This is a genomic window from Rhodococcus sp. ARC_M5 (assembly GCF_022810405.1).
Taxonomy (GTDB): domain Bacteria; phylum Actinomycetota; class Actinomycetes; order Mycobacteriales; family Mycobacteriaceae; genus Rhodococcoides; species Rhodococcoides navarretei.
In genome coordinates this window covers 163383-180452 of the sequence record NZ_JALGQE010000008.1, presented here as the reverse complement: position 1 = coordinate 180452, position 17070 = coordinate 163383, and the positions used below count along the sequence as shown (strand labels likewise).

The following is a 17070-nucleotide window of genomic DNA, read 5'->3' as shown; positions in this document are numbered from 1 at the left end:
GAGTCGTCACAGAATCACCACCATCAGTACCACGAGAACGGCTCCGGCCAACATCGCCAACGCATACGACCGCACATATCCCGTTTGCAGCTGCCGGGACCGCGTCGATGCACCGCCGATCGTGCTCCCCACCCCGTCCACGACTGCGTCGATACCGTTGTCGGCGTGCACCAGTGCACGCGTCAGTGTCTGCCCGGGACGCATGAAGGCCGCCTCGTTGACGGCATCTCCGTAGAGATCGGCACGTGCAGCTCGGGTCAAGGGTGACACGTCCGCGGGTGGTATCGGCGGAACCTCACCCACGATGTACTTGCGGTAGGCGACGGTAGCGCCGGCCAGCACCACCACCAGCACGGCGACGGTGACCACCCACGCCGGAATCGCGTGCTCCTCGTGTGCCGATCCCACCACGGGTTCCAGCCATTCCTCGAGTCGTCCGCCCACCGCGAGGAAAGCTCCCGAGGCCACCGAACCGACGGCCAACACGATCATCGGGGCAGTCATCGTCGCCGACGCCTCGTGCGGATGTGCCTGTGCGGACCAGCGTTTCGGACCGAAGAACGTCATCAGCATCACCCGGGTCATGTAGAAGGCCGTCAGGCCTGCACCGAGCAGTGTCACGCAGCCGAGAATCGGACCGGCCACTCCCCCGGCGGCGAATGCGACTTCGATGATCGGGTCCTTCGCGAAGAAGCCGGAGAACGGCGGCAGTCCGATGATGGCCAGGTAGCCGAGGCCGAACGTGACGAATGTGATCGGCATCGCGGCGCGGAGTCCACCGAACTTCCGCATGTCGGTCTCGTCGTTCATGGCGTGCATCACCGAACCCGCGCCCAGGAACAGGCCCGCTTTGAAGAAGCCGTGCGAGATCAACAGCACGATGGCGTAGGCGTACCCGGAGGGGCCGAGGCCGGCCGCGAGCACCATGTACCCGATCTGACTCATCGTCGACGCCGCGAGCGCCTTCTTGATGTCGTCCTTCGCGCAACCGATGACGGCACCGAACAGCAGGGTGACCGCCCCGACGGCGACGGTCGCCGCGCGGGCGGCAGGCGACGCCTCGAACACCGGACCCGAGCGCACGATGAGATACACCCCGGCCGTGACCATCGTGGCCGCGTGAATCAATGCCGACACCGGTGTCGGGCCCTCCATGGCGTCGCCGAGCCACGACTGCAGCGGCACCTGCGCCGACTTTCCACACGCGGCCAACAGCAGCATCAGCGCCATGGCGGTGGCCACCGATTCACTCGCCTCGCCGATACCGGCGAACACGACGTCGTACTGCACGGAGCCGAAGTTGACGAACATGATCATCAGTGCGACGGCCAACCCGATATCGCCGACTCGGTTGACCACGAACGCTTTTCGGGCAGCCGATGCGGCCGACGGTTTGTGCTGCCAGAAGCCGATGAGCAGATACGACGCCAGACCGACACCCTCCCACCCGAGATAGAGACCGAGGAAGTTGTCGGCCAGAACCAGCAGCAGCATGGCTGCCAGAAACAGGTTGAGGTACGCGAAGAAGCGTCGCCGCTCGGCGTCGTGGCTCATGTAGCCGATGGAGTACACGTGAATGAGCGACCCGACCCCGGTGATCAGCAGGACGAAGCAGATCGACAATTGGTCTGCGCGCAAGCCGAATTCGACCTGCAGTTCGTCTACCGGAACCCACCGGAACAGTGTCTGGGTGAGAGCACGGCCGGACTCCGCGCGCCCGAGCATCGACCCGAACACCACTGCGGCAACAGCGAACGAGGACACCGCAGTTGCCGTCGCGACGAGGTGCCCCCACCGGTCGGTGCGCCTGCCACCGAGCAGCAGGAACGCCGCACCGAAGGCCGGCAGAGCCGGCAGAAGCCACAGTATCGACATCATTTCTGCGCCCCCGTCAATTCTTCATCAGGGAGTTCTCGTCCATCGAAATCGACCGACGGGATCGGAAGATGGCCATGATGATGGCCAGGCCCACCACCACCTCGGCGGCGGCGACCACCATGGTGAAGAACGCGAACAACTGTCCGTCGAGATTGCCGTGCATGCGGGAGAAGGTGACGAACGCGAGATTGACTGCGTTGAGCATCAATTCGATGCACATGAACACGATGATGGCGTTGCGTCTGACGATGACACCCGCCGCTCCGATCGTGAACAGCAGTACGGAGAGGTACAGGTAGTTCTCCGGATTCATCGCTGGTCACCCCCGTCCACCTTGTACTGGCTCCGAGGATCGGCGAACATGGCGTTGACGGAGGACTCGGATTCGGTTCCGTCCGGCAACAGGGCGCGGCGATCGACGCCGTTGTGTCTGGCGTAGACGCCTGGGCTCGGCAGCGGTGTCACTCTGGAGCCGTCCCGGAATCGGTCCTGCGACATTTCGCGTTGACCTTTGACCGGCCCCAAAGCTTCCCGGTGCGCCAGAATCATCGCTCCGATGGTCGCAGTGATGAGGAGCGCCCCGGTCAACTCGAATGCCCACACGTACTCGACGAAGATCAGCTCGGCCAAGCCCTCGACGTTGCCGGTGGAGTTGGCGGCGTCGAGCCCGGCGAAGTCGAGCCGCCCGCTCTGGACCGAATCGCGGAGCAGTACGCCGATGATCAACAGCCCGAAACCGATTCCGATGACTACGGCCGCGATGCGATGCCCGCGCAGGGTCTCCGTCAGCGATTCCGAGGTGTCGACTCCCACGAGCATCAGGACGAACAGGAAGAGCATCATGACCGCGCCGGTGTAGACGACGATCTGCACGACACCGAGGAACAACGCACCCTGCGCCATGTAGAACGTCGCCAGCACCACCATCGTGGCGGCGAGGAACAACGCCGAATAGACGGCCTTCGTGCTCATCACCACGCCCAGCGCGCCGATGACGGCGACGACACCGAGGGTCCAGAACTGCACGGCTTCACCGGTGGACGTGGCGTCGAGGGTAAGCAGCACAGTGGCGTCCCGGGTGCTCATCGCGCCGAGCCAGCCTCGGGTTCGGCTGCGGGTTCGGCAGCGGACTCGGCCGTGGCCTCGTGGCCGGTGACGGTGCCCCGGTAGTAGTCCTCGGCCGAAAGGCCCGGTGCCATCGCGTGCGGCGCTGCCGTCATGTCCGGCTCCAGCGGTGCCAGCAGCGCGTCCTTCTCGTAGATCAGATCGGCTCGGTTGTCACCGGCCAACTCGTACTCGTTCGTCATCGTCAGAGCGCGTGTAGGACAGGCCTCCACACACAAGCCGCATCCGATGCACCGGAGGTAGTTGATCTGGTACACCGCGCCGTATCTCTCGCCCGGAGAGAATCTTTCGGTCTCGGTGTTGTCGGCCCCTTCGACGTAGATGGCGTCGGCCGGGCAGGCCCACGCACAGAGCTCGCAACCGATGCACTTCTCGAGGCCGTCGGCGTACCGATTGAGCTGATGCCTACCGTGATAGCGAACCTCGGTCGGCTTTTTCTCCTCCGGATACAGCTCCGTCTCGGCCTTCTTGAACATCGTCGCGAACGTGACACCGAAACCGGCGATGGGACCGAGGAATTCAGGCATCTGCGTTCTCCTTCGGTGATCCGGCGGCGCGAGAGCGCACGCCGGCGTGCCGGCTCGGAACAGTCGAGCCCAGGCCGGGAATGGGGGGTACCGGGAAGCCACCTGCCAGAGCATCGAACTCGGCGACGGGAGCGGGAGGCGGCACGTTCCGCTCCCGTGCACGACGGCGCACCATGAGCAGCAGGGAACTCAGCACCGCCACCGCAAATGTCATCGACACGAAGAAGGTGACCAGAGGTACGTCGTACCGATCGGCCCCCAGCACCCGCACCGTCGCGATCACCATGACCCAGATCAGGGCAACGGGAATGAGAATTTTCCAGCCGAAGTTCATGAACTGGTCGTAGCGCAGCCTCGGCAATGTCGAACGCAGCCAGATGAAGACGAACAGGAACACCCAGACCTTGAGGGTGAACCACAGCACCGGCCACCACCCGGAATTGGCACCGCTCCACAGACTCAACGGAATCGGAGCCTGCCAGCCGCCGAGGAACAGCGTGGTCGCGAGGGCCGACACGGTGACCATGTTGATGTATTCGGCGAGCATGAACATCGCGAAACGCAGCGACGAGTACTCGGTGTGAAATCCGCCCACCAACTCGCCCTCCGCCTCGGGCAGATCGAACGGCGCGCGGTTGGTTTCACCGACCATGGCCGTGACGTACACCAGGAACGACGGCAACAGCAGGAAGATGTACCACGTGTTCTGCTGCGCTGCAACGATTCCAGACGTCGACATGGTGCCCGCGTACAGGAACACCGCAGCGAACGACAAGCCCATTGCGACCTCGTAGGAGATCACCTGCGCCGTCGACCGCAGTGCGCCCAACAACGGATACGTCGAGCCCGACGCCCACCCCGCCAACACGATCCCGTACACACCCACCGAGGTGACCGCGAGAATGTACAGAACTCCCACCGGCAGGTCGGTCATCTGCAGCGGCGTCGTCGTACCGAACACCGACACCTCGGGCCCGAACGGAATCACAGCGAAGGCCATGAACGCGGGAACCACCGAAATGATCGGAGCCAGAATGTAAATCGGCTTGTCGACGCCGGTCGGAGTGATCCCCTCCTTCAGCGCCAGCTTGATACCGTCCATCAAGGACTGCAACAACCCCCACGGACCCACTCGGTTCGGACCCACGCGCATCTGCATCCACGCCATGATCTTGCGTTCGGCATAGATCGCAACCAGCGGCGTCAGCACCAGAAACACGAAGACCGCCAAGGCCTTCCCGACAACCAACCACCACGGGTCGTTGCCGAACATCGACAGATCGGTCGGCGCGGCCACGATCATGACTGCCCACTTTCGGGTCGTTCCGCAGAACCGCGACGAATGCTCACCACCGCGCCCGACTGCACCCCGAGCGAGCGATACACCGCCGACCCGGGCGAGTTCATCGGTACCCACACCACGGCGTCGGGCAGATCGGTGATCGTCAGCGGCAACGTGATCGAGCCGCGGTCCGTCACAATGCTCACCAGGTCTCCGGTGTCGGCACCGATGGACGCGGCTGTTGCCGCCGACAATCGAATCGTGGGCATTCGACCGGTTGCGGCAAGGTTGTCCTCACCGTCCTGCATCCGTCCCGCATCGATGAGCATCCGCCACGTGGCCAGAATCGCCTCCCCTGGTCCGACGGTCGGAAGGTCCGCGCGGGGCGCAACCCGGGCCACCGCGGTGCGCGGGCCGTTCCACACACCGAGGCGAGCCAACTCGGCGCGTGCCGCAGCCGCGTCGGGCACGGACAGTTCGACGCCCATCTGTGCGGCGATGGCGTCGAGGATGCGTTGATCCGGCATCACCGCACCGGCACCGAGTGCGGTGTCGAACGTGCGAGGTCGTCCTTCCCAGTCGACGAAAGTTCCCGGTTTGTCGACGACCGGTGCCACCGGGAACACGACGTCGGCCCGGTCGGTCACAGCGCTGCGGCGAAGCTCGAGGCTCACCACGAATGCAGATCGGTCCAGTGCATCGAGCGCACCGCGGGGGTCCGGCAGATCGTCGACATCGATTCCGGCAGTGACCATGGCCCGATCCGGTCCCGCGTCGGCCAGGATCGCTGCGGTGTCACGGCCCACCCCCGCAGGCAGCTCGGGCACTCCCCACACCGCCGCTACCTCGGCGCGCGCAGCCGCGTCGGTCACCGGACGCCCGCCGGGCAGGACGTTCGGCAGCGCCCCTGCATCCAGGGCACCGCGTTCGCCGGCGCGTCGCGGAATCCAGGCCAGGCTCGCCCCCGTGTCGTCCGCCAGTTTCGAGGCAGCCGACAGACCCCCAGGAACGGAGCCGAGCCGCTCGCCCACGAGAACGATCGCACCGGGCTCTCGGAGGAGGTGCGCAATCGATTCGGTGTCACGATCGCCGACGTGCAACGCATCGAGCCACCCCGGTTCGTCACCGGGATACGCCTGCAGCAGGATGCCGTCGAGCTTCCGTAGGCCTCTACTGGAGAACGGCGCAATCGACGCCACCACGACTGTGCCTGCGCGGCGCGCCTTACGCAGCCGCAGGAACACCAGTGGTGATTCTTCCTCGGGCTCGAAGCCGACAAGGAGCACCAACGGGGCGTTCTCGAGGTCGGTGTAGGTGACCCCGAGCCCGGTCGCGGCGATCCGTCCGGCCAGGAAGTTCGCTTCCTCTGTGCTGTGACTGCGATTGCGGAAGTCGATATCGTTGCTGTGCAATACGGTTCGGGCAAATTTGGAGTATGCGTAGGAGTCCTCGAGAGTCGATCTTCCGCCGAGCAGTACCGCAGCTCGACCGACCGCTGCGGCCAGGCCCTTTGCCGCAGCGGCTACCGCAGCCGACCACGACGTTTCGATCAGTTGACCCGAGTCGTCTCGGATCATCGGGGCGGTGATGAGATCGGGTTCGGTGGCATATTTGAACGCCCACCGTCCCTTGTCGCAGTTCCACTCTTCGTTGACCTGCGGGTCGTCCCCCGCCAGCCGGCGCAGGACCTTGCCGCGTCGATGGTCCGTGCGTTGGGCGCAGCCACCGGCGCAGTGTTCGCACACGCTAGGCGACGACGTGAGGTCGTACGGCCGCGCCCGGAACCGATATTCGGTGTTGGTCAGGGCACCGACCGGGCAGATCTGCACGGTGTTGCCCGAGAAGTACGAGTCGAACGGCTCGTTGCCGAAGATGCCCACCTGTTGAACAGCACCGCGTTCGAGCAGATCGATCGAGGGATCTCCGGCCACTTGAGCCGCGAAGCGAGTGCATCGAGCGCACAGCACGCACCGTTCCCGGTCGAGCAGAATCTCGGCCGAGAGCGGAATCGGCTTGGGGTAGGTGCGTTTGGCCTCGGTGAACCTGGACTCGGTGCGGCCCGCAGCCATCGCCTGGTTCTGGAGCGGACACTCACCGCCTTTGTCGCACACCGGGCAATCGAGCGGATGATTGATCAGCAGCAATTCCATGACGCCGCGCTGCGCCTTCTCCGCCGACTCCGATGTCACCTGAGTGCGCACGATCATGCCCTCGGCCGCCGTCGTCGTGCAGGATGCCAACGGCTTGCGTTGGCCCTCCACATCGACGAGACATTGCCGGCACGCCCCCACCGGGTCGAGCAGCGGGTGATCGCAGAAGCGCGGGATCTGTACGCCCATCAGCTCGGCTGCGCGAATCACCAACGTGCCCTTCGGAACACTGATCTCGTGGTCGTCGATGGTCAGCGTCACCATCTCGACTGGAGTGACCGACTGTTCAGACTGTGCCGTCACGACGTCAGCTCCTCTGCCATCAAGGTCGATCGGTGTGGATCGAACGGGCAACCCTGTTCGGTGACGTGTCGGATGTATTCGTCGCGGAAGTACTTCAGCGAGGACACGATCGGGCTTGCGGCTCCGTCTCCCAACGCGCAGAACGACTTTCCGGCAATGCCGTCTGCAATGTCGAGCAGCGTCGTGAGGTCCGCTTCGGTGCCGGTTCCGCCGTCGAGGCGGCGCAGTATCTGCACCAGCCAGTAGGTTCCTTCTCGGCACGGCGTGCATTTGCCGCAGGATTCGTGTGCGTAGAACTCCGTCCATCGCAACACCGCGCGCACCACGCACGTCGTGTCGTCGAAGATCTGCAAGGCCTTGGTACCCAACATCGACCCGGCGGCACCGACGCCCTCGTAGTCGAGCGGAACGTCCAGGTGCTCGCCGGTGAACATCGGCGTCGACGATCCTCCCGGTGTCCAGAACTTCAGCTCGTGACCGGGCCGGATGCCACCCGCGTAGTCCAGGAGCTCCCGCAGGGTGATGCCAAGCGGGGCCTCGTACTGGCCGGGCCGACACACGTGGCCGGACATCGAGTACAGAGTGAATCCGGGTGACTTCTCGCTTCCCATCGACCGGAACCATTCGATTCCCTTGCGCAGGATCACTGGGACGCTGGCGATCGATTCCACGTTGTTGACCACGGTCGGGCGTGCGTACAGACCTGCCACCGCGGGGAACGGTGGACGCAGTCGGGGTTGACCTCGTCGCCCTTCCAGCGAATCGAGTAGCGCTGTCTCCTCGCCGCAGATGTATGCCCCGGCCCCCGCATGGATCACCAACTCGAGGTCGAACCCCGAGCCGAGAACGTCCTTGCCCAGGTAGCCCGCGGCGTAGGCGTCGGCCACCGCGGCCTGCAGTCTGCGCAGCACCGGTACCACTTCGCCGCGAACGTAGACGAATGCGTGCGATGCACGTATTGCGTAGGCCGCAATGATGATTCCTTCGATCAACGTGTGCGGGCTCGCCATCATCAGTGGCATGTCCTTGCACGTACCCGGCTCCGACTCGTCGGCGTTGACCACCAGGTAGTGAGCTTTTCCGTCACCCTGAGGAATGAAACTCCACTTCGTTCCGGTCGGGAATCCTGCACCACCGCGGCCGCGCAGGCCGGAATCCTTGACGAATGCGATGAGATCGTCGGGGTCCATGGCAAGGGCCTTCTCGAGCCCTCGATATCCGTCGTGGCTGCGGTAGGTGTCGAGAGTCCACGAGTCCTTCTCGCCCCAGAACTCGCTCAGCACCGGCGTCAGGGCCATGTTAGTTCCCCTTCGTCGGTGGCTCTGTTTCGGTGGTGTTCGGCTGCGGTGGAACGGTCGCCGAGGGTGCCGGAGCCGGTTTCTCGCGCACCGTCTCCGCCACGGCCTCGGCACCCAGATCGGGATGATCGTCCGGGTAGCCGGTGACGGCCTCGGGAGCAGACATCGAGTGCTCTCGGGCGTACCGCAGGCCGGCGAGAGTGGCTTCGCCTGCGCTGCCGGAGGATTCGAGTGCCCCGGGGCGGTCGTCGGCGAACCCGGCCAGAATTCGCTCGGTCTCGCGGAACGTGCACAGCGGAGCGCCGCGGGTCGGGGTCACCTGCGCACCGGATCGAAGCGCGTCGACCAGGTCCCGCGCCGACGCCGGAGTTCTGTTGTCGAAGAATTCCCAGTTGACCATCATCACCGGCGCGAAGTCGCACGCGGCGTTGCACTCGATGTGTTCGAGGGTGATGGCACCGTCGGCGGTGGTTCCGCCGTGGTCGATCTCGAGGTGGTCCCGCAGGGCGTCCATGATGGCGTCGCCGCCCATGACCGCGCACAGGGTGTTGGTGCACACTCCGACGCGATAGTTTCCGGTGGGCTCGCGGCGGTACATCGAGTAGAACGTCGCGACCGCGGTCACCTCGGCACCGGTGAGATCGAGGACGTCGGAGCAGAATTCGATTCCGGCCGGCGTCAGATAGCCGTCCTCGGATTGCACCAGGTGCAGCAGCGGTAGCAACGCCGATCGCGCCTGAGGATAACGAGCGAGGATGATATCGGCGTCTTCGCGCAGGCGTGCACGGACGTCGGCGGGATAAGACGCGCGTGCGTCGGGGCCGACCAGTTGTACGGCTTCTTCCGGGCGGGCTCCGAGTTGGACGAGCACCGGCTCCGAGCGTGGTGCGGTCATCGGTCCACCCCGCCCATCACGGGATCGATACTGGCGACGGCAGCGATGACGTCGGAGATCATGCCGCCCTCGCACATCGCGGCAACCGCCTGCAGATTGGTGAACGAGGGGTCTCTGAAATGCACTCGGTACGGCCGAGTTCCGCCGTCGCTGACGATGTGCACACCCAGTTCACCTCGCGGCGACTCCACCGTGGACAGAACTTGTCCTGCCGGCACTCGCATTCCCTCGGTCACCAATTTGAAGTGGTGGATCAACGACTCCATCGAGGTGTTCATGATGGTGCGCACGTGGTCCTGAGAATTGCCGAGACCATCGGGTCCGGAAACCAGTTCGGCCGGCCAGGCGATCTTCTTGTCGTCGATGACCACCGGTCCGGGCCGCAGGCGATCGAGGGTCTGCTCGACGATCTTGAGCGATTCCTTCATCTCTTCGACGCGAATCAGATAGCGCCCGTAGCAATCGCATCCGGTGTCGGTGACAACATCGAACTCGTAGTTCTCGTACCCGCAGTAGGGGTCGGACCGGCGCAGATCGTAGGGAAGTCCGGTCGATCGAAGCACCGGACCGGTGACACCCAGGGCCATGCACCCCGTGAGGTCCAGGTAGCCGACGTTCTCGGTTCTGGCCTTCCAGATCGGGTTGTCGTTGAGCATGAGTTCGAGATCGCGTAGCCGTCCGGGAAGAACCCGCAAGAGCTCGCGGACCTTGTCGATCGCGTCGGCAGGCAGATCCTGAGACAAGCCGCCGGGACGGATGTACGCGTGGTTCATGCGAAGTCCGGTGATGGCCTCGAAGACGTCGAGAATCAGTTCGCGTTCTCGGAAGCCGAACAGCATCGCCGTCACGGCACCCAATTCCATTCCACCCGTGGCCAATGCCACGAGGTGCGACGAGATCCGATTGAGCTCCATCAGCATCACCCGGACAACCGTCGCCCGCTCGGGAATGTCGTCGGTGATGTCGAGCAGCTTCTCCACCCCGAGGCAGTACGCGGTCTCGTTGAAGAAGGGTGACAGATAGTCCATACGAGTGACGAACGTGACGCCCTGAGTCCAGTTGCGATACTCGAGATTCTTCTCGATACCGGTGTGCAGGTAGCCGATTCCGCACCGGGCCTCGGTGACGGTCTCGCCTTCGATCTCGAGAATCAACCGCAGCACACCGTGCGTGGACGGGTGTTGTGGACCCATGTTGACCACGATGCGTTCGGTGGTGGACCCGCGCGCCAGTTCGACCACGTCGTCCCAGTCCTGGCCCGACACTGCATAGATGGTTTCGTCCGTTGCGCTCATCAGTTGTACGACCTGCGCTCGTTGGGAGGCGCAACCCGGGCACCCTTGTACTCGATGGGAATTCCGCCCAGGGGATAGTCCTTGCGTTGCGGGTGGCCGACCCAGTCGTCGGGCATCTCGATTCGCGTCAGTGCGGGATGACCGTCGAAGACGATGCCGAAGAAGTCGTAGACCTCGCGCTCGTGCCAGTCGTTGGTCGGATACACCGCGCAGAGCGAAGGTGTGTGCGGATCTGCATCGGGCACAGCCACTTCCAGTCGCAGACGGCGTCCGTGGGTGATGGACACCAGATGGTAGACCGCGCGCAATTCCCGGCCGATCTGATCCGGGTAGTGCACACCCGATGCCCCCGTGCACAATTCGAATCTCAGTTCCTCGTCGTCACGCAGAGCACGGGCCACAGCGGGCACATGCTCCCGAGAGAGATGCAGTGTCAGTTCATCGCGAAAGATCACCGCACTCTCGACGGCGTCCTCGAACGGCACGGCCGCGTCACCGGCCTGGAGAACAGTGGCCAATCGATCCACCAGTACGTCGAAGTAGCTGCCATAGGGCCGGACAGCCGTGTCCGCCGACGCCACCGGCGGCTGCAACCTGCCGTAGCCGGAGGTGTCGCCACTCCCCCGGACACCGAACATCCCGCGGGATCCGCGCGCCGTCATCGCAGCAGCCCCTTCAAGTCGATGGTCGGGGTTGACGTCAGCGCTGCAGCCTCGGCAGCCGCGCGTACCTGCTCGCGATTGACACCCAGTGGCATCTCCTGAATCTTTTTGTGCAGCTCCAAGATTGCGTTGAGCAGCATCTCGGGTCGAGGTGGGCAACCGGGGAGGTAGATGTCGACGGGAACGATGTGATCGACACCCTGAACCACCGCGTAGTTGTTGAACATTCCGCCCGAGGACGCGCAGACTCCCATGGCCAGGACCCATTTCGGCTCGGCCATCTGGTCGTACACCTGCCGCAGTACGGGCCCCATCTTCTGGCTGACACGGCCTGCCACGATCATCAGGTCCGCCTGGCGGGGAGACGCACGGAACGCTTCCATACCGAATCGCGCGAGATCGAACCGACCGGACGTGGTGGCCATCATCTCGATCGCACAGCACGCGAGACCGAAGGTCGCGGGCCACAACGAACCCTTGCGTGCGTAGCCGGCCAACCCCTCGACGGTGGTCAGCAGAAATCCGCTGGGTAGCTTCTCTTCGAGTCCCATCGATCACGCTCTTTTCGTATCCGCTCGAGGTGAGAACAGTGCATCGTGCCGTCGTCGATCAGTGTTCGTGCATCAATCCCATCCGAGCCCGCCTCGCCGCCACTCGTAGATGTAGGCCACCGACACGTTGACGACGAACAGGGCCATGGCCACCAGCCCGAATGCGCCCAGTACGTCGAGGTGGACGGCCCACGGATAGAGGAAGACGATCTCGATGTCGAAAATGATGAACAGCATGGCGGTCAGATAGAACTTCACCGGAAATCGTTGGCCCGTAGGCGCATGCATCGTGGGCTCGATGCCGCACTCGTATGCGTCGAACTTCGCTCGGTTGTGCCGCGCCGGCCCCACCATGGTTCCGACCATCACCGAGAACACTGCGAACAGGACCGCAATGGCACCGAGAACGAGGATCGGAACGTAGGCGTTCATCCCGGCATCTGCTCCCTCGATCGACTACCGCGCCGACGCGTAGTAAATGCGACGGCCGTACCAATGTGACCTGAACCACACAGTATGGGTTCGGTGTCGATCTCGCGGGATTTCGAGGAGTCCAGTTTCGTAATCCGTTGACGCGCATGGGGCACTCGATCTCGCCCACATGACAGCAGTGTGACTCAGATCACTCATTGCCCCCATGCGATCCGCTACCAGGAAAACGACAAACTTCCCGACGATCGAGGCCGGCCGAAACGAGGCCGCCGACATGAACCAGGAGAACTGATGAAGTCTATTTCCGTCTCGGCGCTCGCCGCCGAGGGACTGGGAACTGCCCTGCTCGTGATCTTCGGCGTCGGCACCGCCGTCATCGCGGGCGACACCGTCGGAACCCCGGGTATCGCCCTGGCGTTCGGGCTCACACTGCTTGCCCTCGTCTACGCGATCGGCCCGATCTCGGGATGCCACATCAACCCGGCCGTGACGATCGGAGCCCTGATAGCTCGCGCCATCACCCCGATCAAGGCTGCGTTCTACATCGCCGCCCAGGCCGTCGGTGCACTGATCGGCGCGCTGATCGTACTGGCGGTTGCGTCCGGCCGTCCCGGATACGACATGGCGTCGGACGGTTTGGGCACCAACGGATTCGGCGGCTCCTCGCCCGGAGGGTACGGGTTGGTATCGGTGGCGGTGTTCGAGACGATCGCGACCGGCCTGCTCGTCCTCGTCGTGCTGGCCACCACGGCCCCCACCGTTCACCCCGTCGTGGCGGCCGGCATCCCGATCGGCCTGACCCTGACCGTGGTTCACCTGCTGGGCATCGGAATCGACTCGACCTCGGTCAACCCTGCTCGGTCCTTCGGCCCCGCCCTCGTCGCCGGCGGCCCTGCCCTCTCACAACTGTGGGTGTTCGTGGTGTTCCCCGTGCTCGGAGCTGTTATCGCCGGCTCGATCCACCGGTTCGTGCTGACGGTGCCCGCATCGGAAAAAACGGTCTGATCTACCGCGATCGCAAGACCCCGGTACCGACGCGTCCCGAGTGCTGCCTCAGCAGATCGACCACCGCGCGCCCGAGCCGGATCGGATCCAGCGGGTGCGGAACCGCAGCCTCGGCGCGCGACCACTCGGCCAACCATGCATCGTCAGGACGTCCGATGAGCACCAACACCGGTGGACAGTCGAGGATCTCGTCCTTCAACTGTTTCGCCAGACCCAGACCGCCGACAGGTGAGGACTCGCCGTCGAGAATCGCCAACGAGACACCGCCTGCATCCATGTTCTCGATGACCACGGCTGCCGTAGCGATGTCCACGTACTCGATGTCACCGAGCGCGGGATCCGGCCGAGTTCCTACCGCAGAGCGCACCTGGGCACGGGTCGCGGCATTGCTGCTGTACACGAGCACGCGCACACGACCGGATGGACTCTCTCCAGCTGTGGCGTCGGACACACCGCGATGCTACCGCGCGTTCCCCGGGAAACGGATCGAAACAGCCACGGCCGAAGTGCATTCGACGTTCCAGCGCCGGTCAGGGCTCGACGGTGACGATCACGGCGGCGGGTTCCTCGGTGGTGACCACCGTGAAGTCGGGTCGATCGGCTGCAACTCCGATGAAGGCCTGCGAGATTCCGCCGGGATCGGCCAGAAAGTCGACCGAGACGACCCCGGAATCCGCATCGCCTCGGATCCGTTCGGGCCCGGCGTACAGAGAGAGGGTGTCGCCGGAGTCCGTCGACGTACCCGACAGATCCACCTGGAGAACGGATCTTCCCGGCACAGCCATCGGTTCACTCGTGGCGTAGCGGACGGCCTCGTCGACGCACCGCACGGTGTAGGACACGGGCCCGTTGCCCGCCAACCGGGATTCGACCGTCGACGACGCCCCCAACACCACGTCGGTGACACCGACCGGCGACGCCCCAGGGAATCGCGCGCCCTCGAGGCTCGGAGGTAGCTCTGCGACCGCGGGCGGCAGAGCTTCGGTGGGTGGCACTGGGCCGGACCTGGGATCACCGACGACCAACGATCCCGCGATCGTGGTGTAGTTCGTGCCGGCCGAGACCTCCTCGACCGGATCGCTGCCGTCGTCACCGGAACAGCCTGCGAGGACGCCGATCAGCAGTGATCCGACGGCCGAGAGCGCGAGTGAAGCCCTGCGGTGGCCGTCGTACATCGCCATACCGTACTGAACGAACCGATCGGTTCGGTAGTGCAGTCCCGACGCAATTCGGTCACTACTACGCAACCCTCCGATCCTGCTAGCGTCGTCGGGTATGGAGCCGAAGAGCTATTCGTCCGGTGAGCGTGTGTTCGGTCCACCCAACGGGACGTTCGATGCGGATTGGGCTGCGACTGCACTGCGCTCGAACCGCCCCGAGTTGGACCATCCCACCTCGGTGCGCCTGGTCGAACAGGCCTGGGAGCTACTCCGAACGCAGGGACTGCGCGGAGAACGACTCACAGCCGCACTGGACCTCGAGCCCGGTCTTGCCGCTGCAGTGTCCGCGGTCGCCACCGAGACCGCAGAGCTGTACCTGGATCCTCGGTAACTCCGGGTCTCAGCTCGGACCGAACTGAGCGACCGCGAAACCGGCCACGAGCACAGCTGTACCGCCGATTTCGCCGACGATCAACGACACCATGAACAGATGCGTGCCCGGGACGGGATCCACGAACTAGTTCTCGGTGTCCCGACGAAACCCGTGCACGGTGTAGCTCACGACGGCAGCGACGAAGAACACCAGCACCACCGCTGCGGCGATCAGATCCACCGCGACCGACCACGCGCTGAACTGCGCCAACACAGCAAGCACCAGGGCGGCGAACGAGTACATCAGTGCCGCCCGATGGGCGATGTCGACATAACGATGCGCAGTGCCATCCGGCGACGTCGACATCTGGTGATACTTGACGACCCCCAACCCCAATGCCCACAGCAGCAGGAGACCGGCCACGAGGACGATCACCTTGGTGTCGAGCTCCAACTGCATGTCTACCTCCCCCACTCGATCCCGCGCCGGCGGTATCACCGGCACCGGACTTGCTACCGTTCCGCAATGCCGGCCGACTCCGTACTGTCCCAGAACGCATTCGGCCTCCGCTTCGACTGGGGTCTTGCTGGAGCCGACGCCATTGTCGACGGCGCGGACATCGCCGTCGTCGTGGACGTCCTGTCTTTCACGACGACTCTCACGGTTGCTGTGGACGCGGGCATCGACGTCATCCCCAGTCAGTGGCGCGACGACCGAGCCACACAGTTGGCCGAGCAGTTCGACGCAGTCCTCGCAGTCGGCCGATCGGCCGCCGCACCGGGCCGGATCAGCTTGTGCCCGGCCACCGTGCGGGCCGCGCCTGCCCCCGCTCGGCTGGTACTGCCGTCACCGAACGGGTCCACCATCGCCCACGAGCTCGCGAGCACGGCCCCGCTGTGTATGGGAGCGTCGCTGAGGAACGCATCCGCGGTAGCGCGGTGGATACGAGCCGACAACCGAAGTGCCGTGACAACCGTCATAGCGGCCGGAGAACGGTGGCCGGACGGATCCCTCCGGCCTGCAGTCGAGGACCTGTGGGGTGCGGGTGCAGTCATCGCCGCCCTGCTCGATGCCGGAGCTTCCGATGCCTCCCCGGAGGCGCGAACGGCCGCGGCCGCGTGGCGAGCCGTCGAGCACGACGTGGGCTCCGAGCTGCAGCAATGCAGCTCCGGCCGCGAATTGACCGGGATGGGACACCCCGAAGATGTAGCCATTGCAGCCGAGGTCGATTCGAGTTCCTGCGTCCCGATTCTGCGCGACGGCGTATTCGTCGACGCGACTCGGTCATGAATCGACGGGCGCTCGAAAACGACCCACGATGCCGACCCGACACGGCCGGTCGTGTCCGATATTTGGATCGGACACCCGAATCACGGATCATACGGTGGTGAGTACGGAACGAGTCGCCCCGAAGACCACCGTCGTTGTGCCGACGTACAACGAACGTGAGAACCTGCCCAAGCTCGTCCAGCTGCTGGCCGGGTTGCAGGTAGAGGGGCTCGGTGTGCTGGTGGTCGACGACAATTCGCCCGACGGCACCGGGGACATCGCCGACAAGTTGGCCATAGACGGCCCCATCGACGTCAGCGTCCTACACCGCACCGAGAAGAACGGTCTCGGACGCGCATACGTCGCAGGCATGACGAGGGCGCTCGACGAGGGTGCGGACATCGTCATTCAGATGGACGCCGATCTTTCGCACCCCACCGAGGTCATCCCGGCGATGATCGACAAACTGAACACCACGGATGCGGCCGTGGTGCTCGGATCGCGATACGTACCCGGCGGGGCGGTCGCCGCCGATTGGCCCTGGCACCGCAAGGCCCTGTCCGCGTGGGCGAACTTCTACGTCGACACCATCCTGCGCCTCGGCGTCAAGGATGCGACAGCGGGATTCAAGGCGTGGCACGCGCGCACCCTGCGCACCATCGATGTGGCCTCGGTCGAGAGCAACGGATACGCATTCCAGGTCGAGATGAACTACCGAACCGTCAAGCACGGCCTCACTCTCGCCGAAGTGCCGATCACCTTCGAAGAGCGCAGCGAGGGCGAATCCAAGATGAGCCTGTCGGTTCAGCTCGAGTCGGCGCTGGTGCCCTGGAAGTTGTTGCTGCGCAAGAAGAAGCTCTGACCG

Annotated in this window: 18 protein-coding genes and 1 pseudogene; 4 read left to right on the top strand and 15 right to left on the bottom strand. The window is 64.6% G+C overall.

Features of this window, described 5'->3' with window-relative positions:
• Positions 1 to 6: 6 nt before the first annotated feature.
• The 12 genes from nuoL to MTX34_RS14760 all read right to left on the bottom strand — a co-directional run bounded on the left by nuoL (position 7) and on the right by MTX34_RS14760 (position 12398).
• Complete coding sequence (nuoL, locus tag MTX34_RS14815) at positions 7 to 1878, bottom strand: NADH-quinone oxidoreductase subunit L (RefSeq protein ID WP_243593288.1); 1872 nt, start codon at positions 1876 to 1878, stop codon at positions 7 to 9.
• Positions 1879 to 1891: 13 nt separating this feature from the next.
• Complete coding sequence (gene nuoK, locus MTX34_RS14810) at positions 1892 to 2191, bottom strand: NADH-quinone oxidoreductase subunit NuoK (RefSeq protein WP_008717020.1); 300 nt, start codon at positions 2189 to 2191, stop codon at positions 1892 to 1894.
• Entirely contained in the window at positions 2188 to 2964 is a 777-nt protein-coding gene (locus tag MTX34_RS14805) for an NADH-quinone oxidoreductase subunit J (protein WP_243609856.1), read from the bottom strand. The genes nuoK and MTX34_RS14805 overlap by 4 nt, the downstream gene beginning before the upstream one ends.
• On the bottom strand, positions 2961 to 3530 hold the full coding sequence (gene nuoI / locus MTX34_RS14800) for an NADH-quinone oxidoreductase subunit NuoI (protein ID WP_243609855.1): 570 nt from the start codon (positions 3528 to 3530) through the stop codon (positions 2961 to 2963). The genes MTX34_RS14805 and nuoI overlap by 4 nt, the downstream gene beginning before the upstream one ends.
• On the bottom strand, positions 3523 to 4803 hold the full coding sequence (gene nuoH / locus MTX34_RS14795; RefSeq protein WP_374639713.1) for an NADH-quinone oxidoreductase subunit NuoH: 1281 nt from the start codon (positions 4801 to 4803) through the stop codon (positions 3523 to 3525). The genes nuoI and nuoH overlap by 8 nt, the downstream gene beginning before the upstream one ends.
• A gap of 26 nt (positions 4804 to 4829) precedes the next feature.
• On the bottom strand, positions 4830 to 7265 hold the full coding sequence (locus MTX34_RS14790; protein WP_308198529.1) for an NADH-quinone oxidoreductase subunit G: 2436 nt from the start codon (positions 7263 to 7265) through the stop codon (positions 4830 to 4832).
• Positions 7262 to 8563, bottom strand: a complete 1302-nt coding sequence (gene nuoF / locus MTX34_RS14785; RefSeq protein WP_243609853.1) for an NADH-quinone oxidoreductase subunit NuoF — start codon at positions 8561 to 8563, stop codon at positions 7262 to 7264. Before nuoF ends, MTX34_RS14790 begins: the two co-directional genes overlap by 4 nt.
• Before the next feature lies 1 nt (position 8564).
• A complete protein-coding gene (nuoE, locus tag MTX34_RS14780; protein WP_243609852.1) occupies positions 8565 to 9458 on the bottom strand; it encodes an NADH-quinone oxidoreductase subunit NuoE in 894 nt (297 codons plus the stop codon).
• The gene (gene nuoD, locus MTX34_RS14775) at positions 9455 to 10753 is read right to left on the bottom strand and encodes an NADH dehydrogenase (quinone) subunit D (RefSeq protein ID WP_243609851.1); all 1299 of its coding nucleotides are present in this window, start codon (positions 10751 to 10753) and stop codon (positions 9455 to 9457) included. The genes nuoE and nuoD overlap by 4 nt, the downstream gene beginning before the upstream one ends.
• Positions 10753 to 11415 carry an NADH-quinone oxidoreductase subunit C gene (locus MTX34_RS14770; protein ID WP_243609850.1) on the bottom strand — a complete coding sequence of 221 codons (663 nt, stop codon included), beginning with the start codon at positions 11413 to 11415 and terminating at the stop codon, positions 10753 to 10755. Before MTX34_RS14770 ends, nuoD begins: the two co-directional genes overlap by 1 nt.
• The gene (locus tag MTX34_RS14765; protein ID WP_243609849.1) at positions 11412 to 11966 is read right to left on the bottom strand and encodes an NADH-quinone oxidoreductase subunit B family protein; all 555 of its coding nucleotides are present in this window, start codon (positions 11964 to 11966) and stop codon (positions 11412 to 11414) included. The genes MTX34_RS14770 and MTX34_RS14765 overlap by 4 nt, the downstream gene beginning before the upstream one ends.
• 72 nt (positions 11967 to 12038) lie before the next feature.
• On the bottom strand, positions 12039 to 12398 hold the full coding sequence (locus tag MTX34_RS14760) for an NADH-quinone oxidoreductase subunit A (protein WP_243609848.1): 360 nt from the start codon (positions 12396 to 12398) through the stop codon (positions 12039 to 12041).
• 291 nt (positions 12399 to 12689) lie between these two features.
• Here MTX34_RS14760 and MTX34_RS14755 point away from each other — a divergent pair, with 291 nt between their 5' ends.
• Positions 12690 to 13403 (top strand): aquaporin, encoded by a 714-nt coding sequence (locus tag MTX34_RS14755; RefSeq protein WP_243593298.1) that lies wholly within the window; start codon positions 12690 to 12692, stop codon positions 13401 to 13403.
• 1 nt (position 13404) lies between these two features.
• Here the strand turns inward: MTX34_RS14755 and MTX34_RS14750 are convergent, their stop codons facing one another.
• The gene (locus MTX34_RS14750; protein ID WP_243609847.1) at positions 13405 to 13854 is read right to left on the bottom strand and encodes a hypothetical protein; all 450 of its coding nucleotides are present in this window, start codon (positions 13852 to 13854) and stop codon (positions 13405 to 13407) included.
• 79 nt (positions 13855 to 13933) lie between these two features.
• Positions 13934 to 14650, bottom strand: coding sequence for a hypothetical protein (locus MTX34_RS14745; protein WP_243609846.1), 717 nt, complete (start codon positions 14648 to 14650; stop codon positions 13934 to 13936).
• 28 nt (positions 14651 to 14678) lie between these two features.
• Between MTX34_RS14745 and MTX34_RS14740 the strand changes: the two genes are divergently transcribed.
• Positions 14679 to 14954 carry a hypothetical protein gene (locus MTX34_RS14740; RefSeq protein WP_057477670.1) on the top strand — a complete coding sequence of 92 codons (276 nt, stop codon included), beginning with the start codon at positions 14679 to 14681 and terminating at the stop codon, positions 14952 to 14954.
• A 9-nt stretch (positions 14955 to 14963) separates the two neighbouring features.
• On the opposite strand, the pseudogene MTX34_RS14735 reads toward MTX34_RS14740, so the two are convergent.
• Positions 14964 to 15395, bottom strand: a pseudogene (locus MTX34_RS14735) (hypothetical protein).
• Positions 15396 to 15461: 66 nt separating this feature from the next.
• On the opposite strand from MTX34_RS14735, the gene MTX34_RS14730 reads away from it, so the two are divergent.
• Both MTX34_RS14730 and MTX34_RS14725 read left to right on the top strand, forming a co-directional pair.
• Positions 15462 to 16226, top strand: a complete 765-nt coding sequence (locus MTX34_RS14730; protein WP_243609845.1) for a 2-phosphosulfolactate phosphatase — start codon at positions 15462 to 15464, stop codon at positions 16224 to 16226.
• Positions 16227 to 16323: 97 nt separating this feature from the next.
• On the top strand, positions 16324 to 17067 hold the full coding sequence (locus MTX34_RS14725) for a polyprenol monophosphomannose synthase (protein ID WP_243609844.1): 744 nt from the start codon (positions 16324 to 16326) through the stop codon (positions 17065 to 17067).
• The last annotated feature ends 3 nt before the right edge of the window (positions 17068 to 17070 follow it).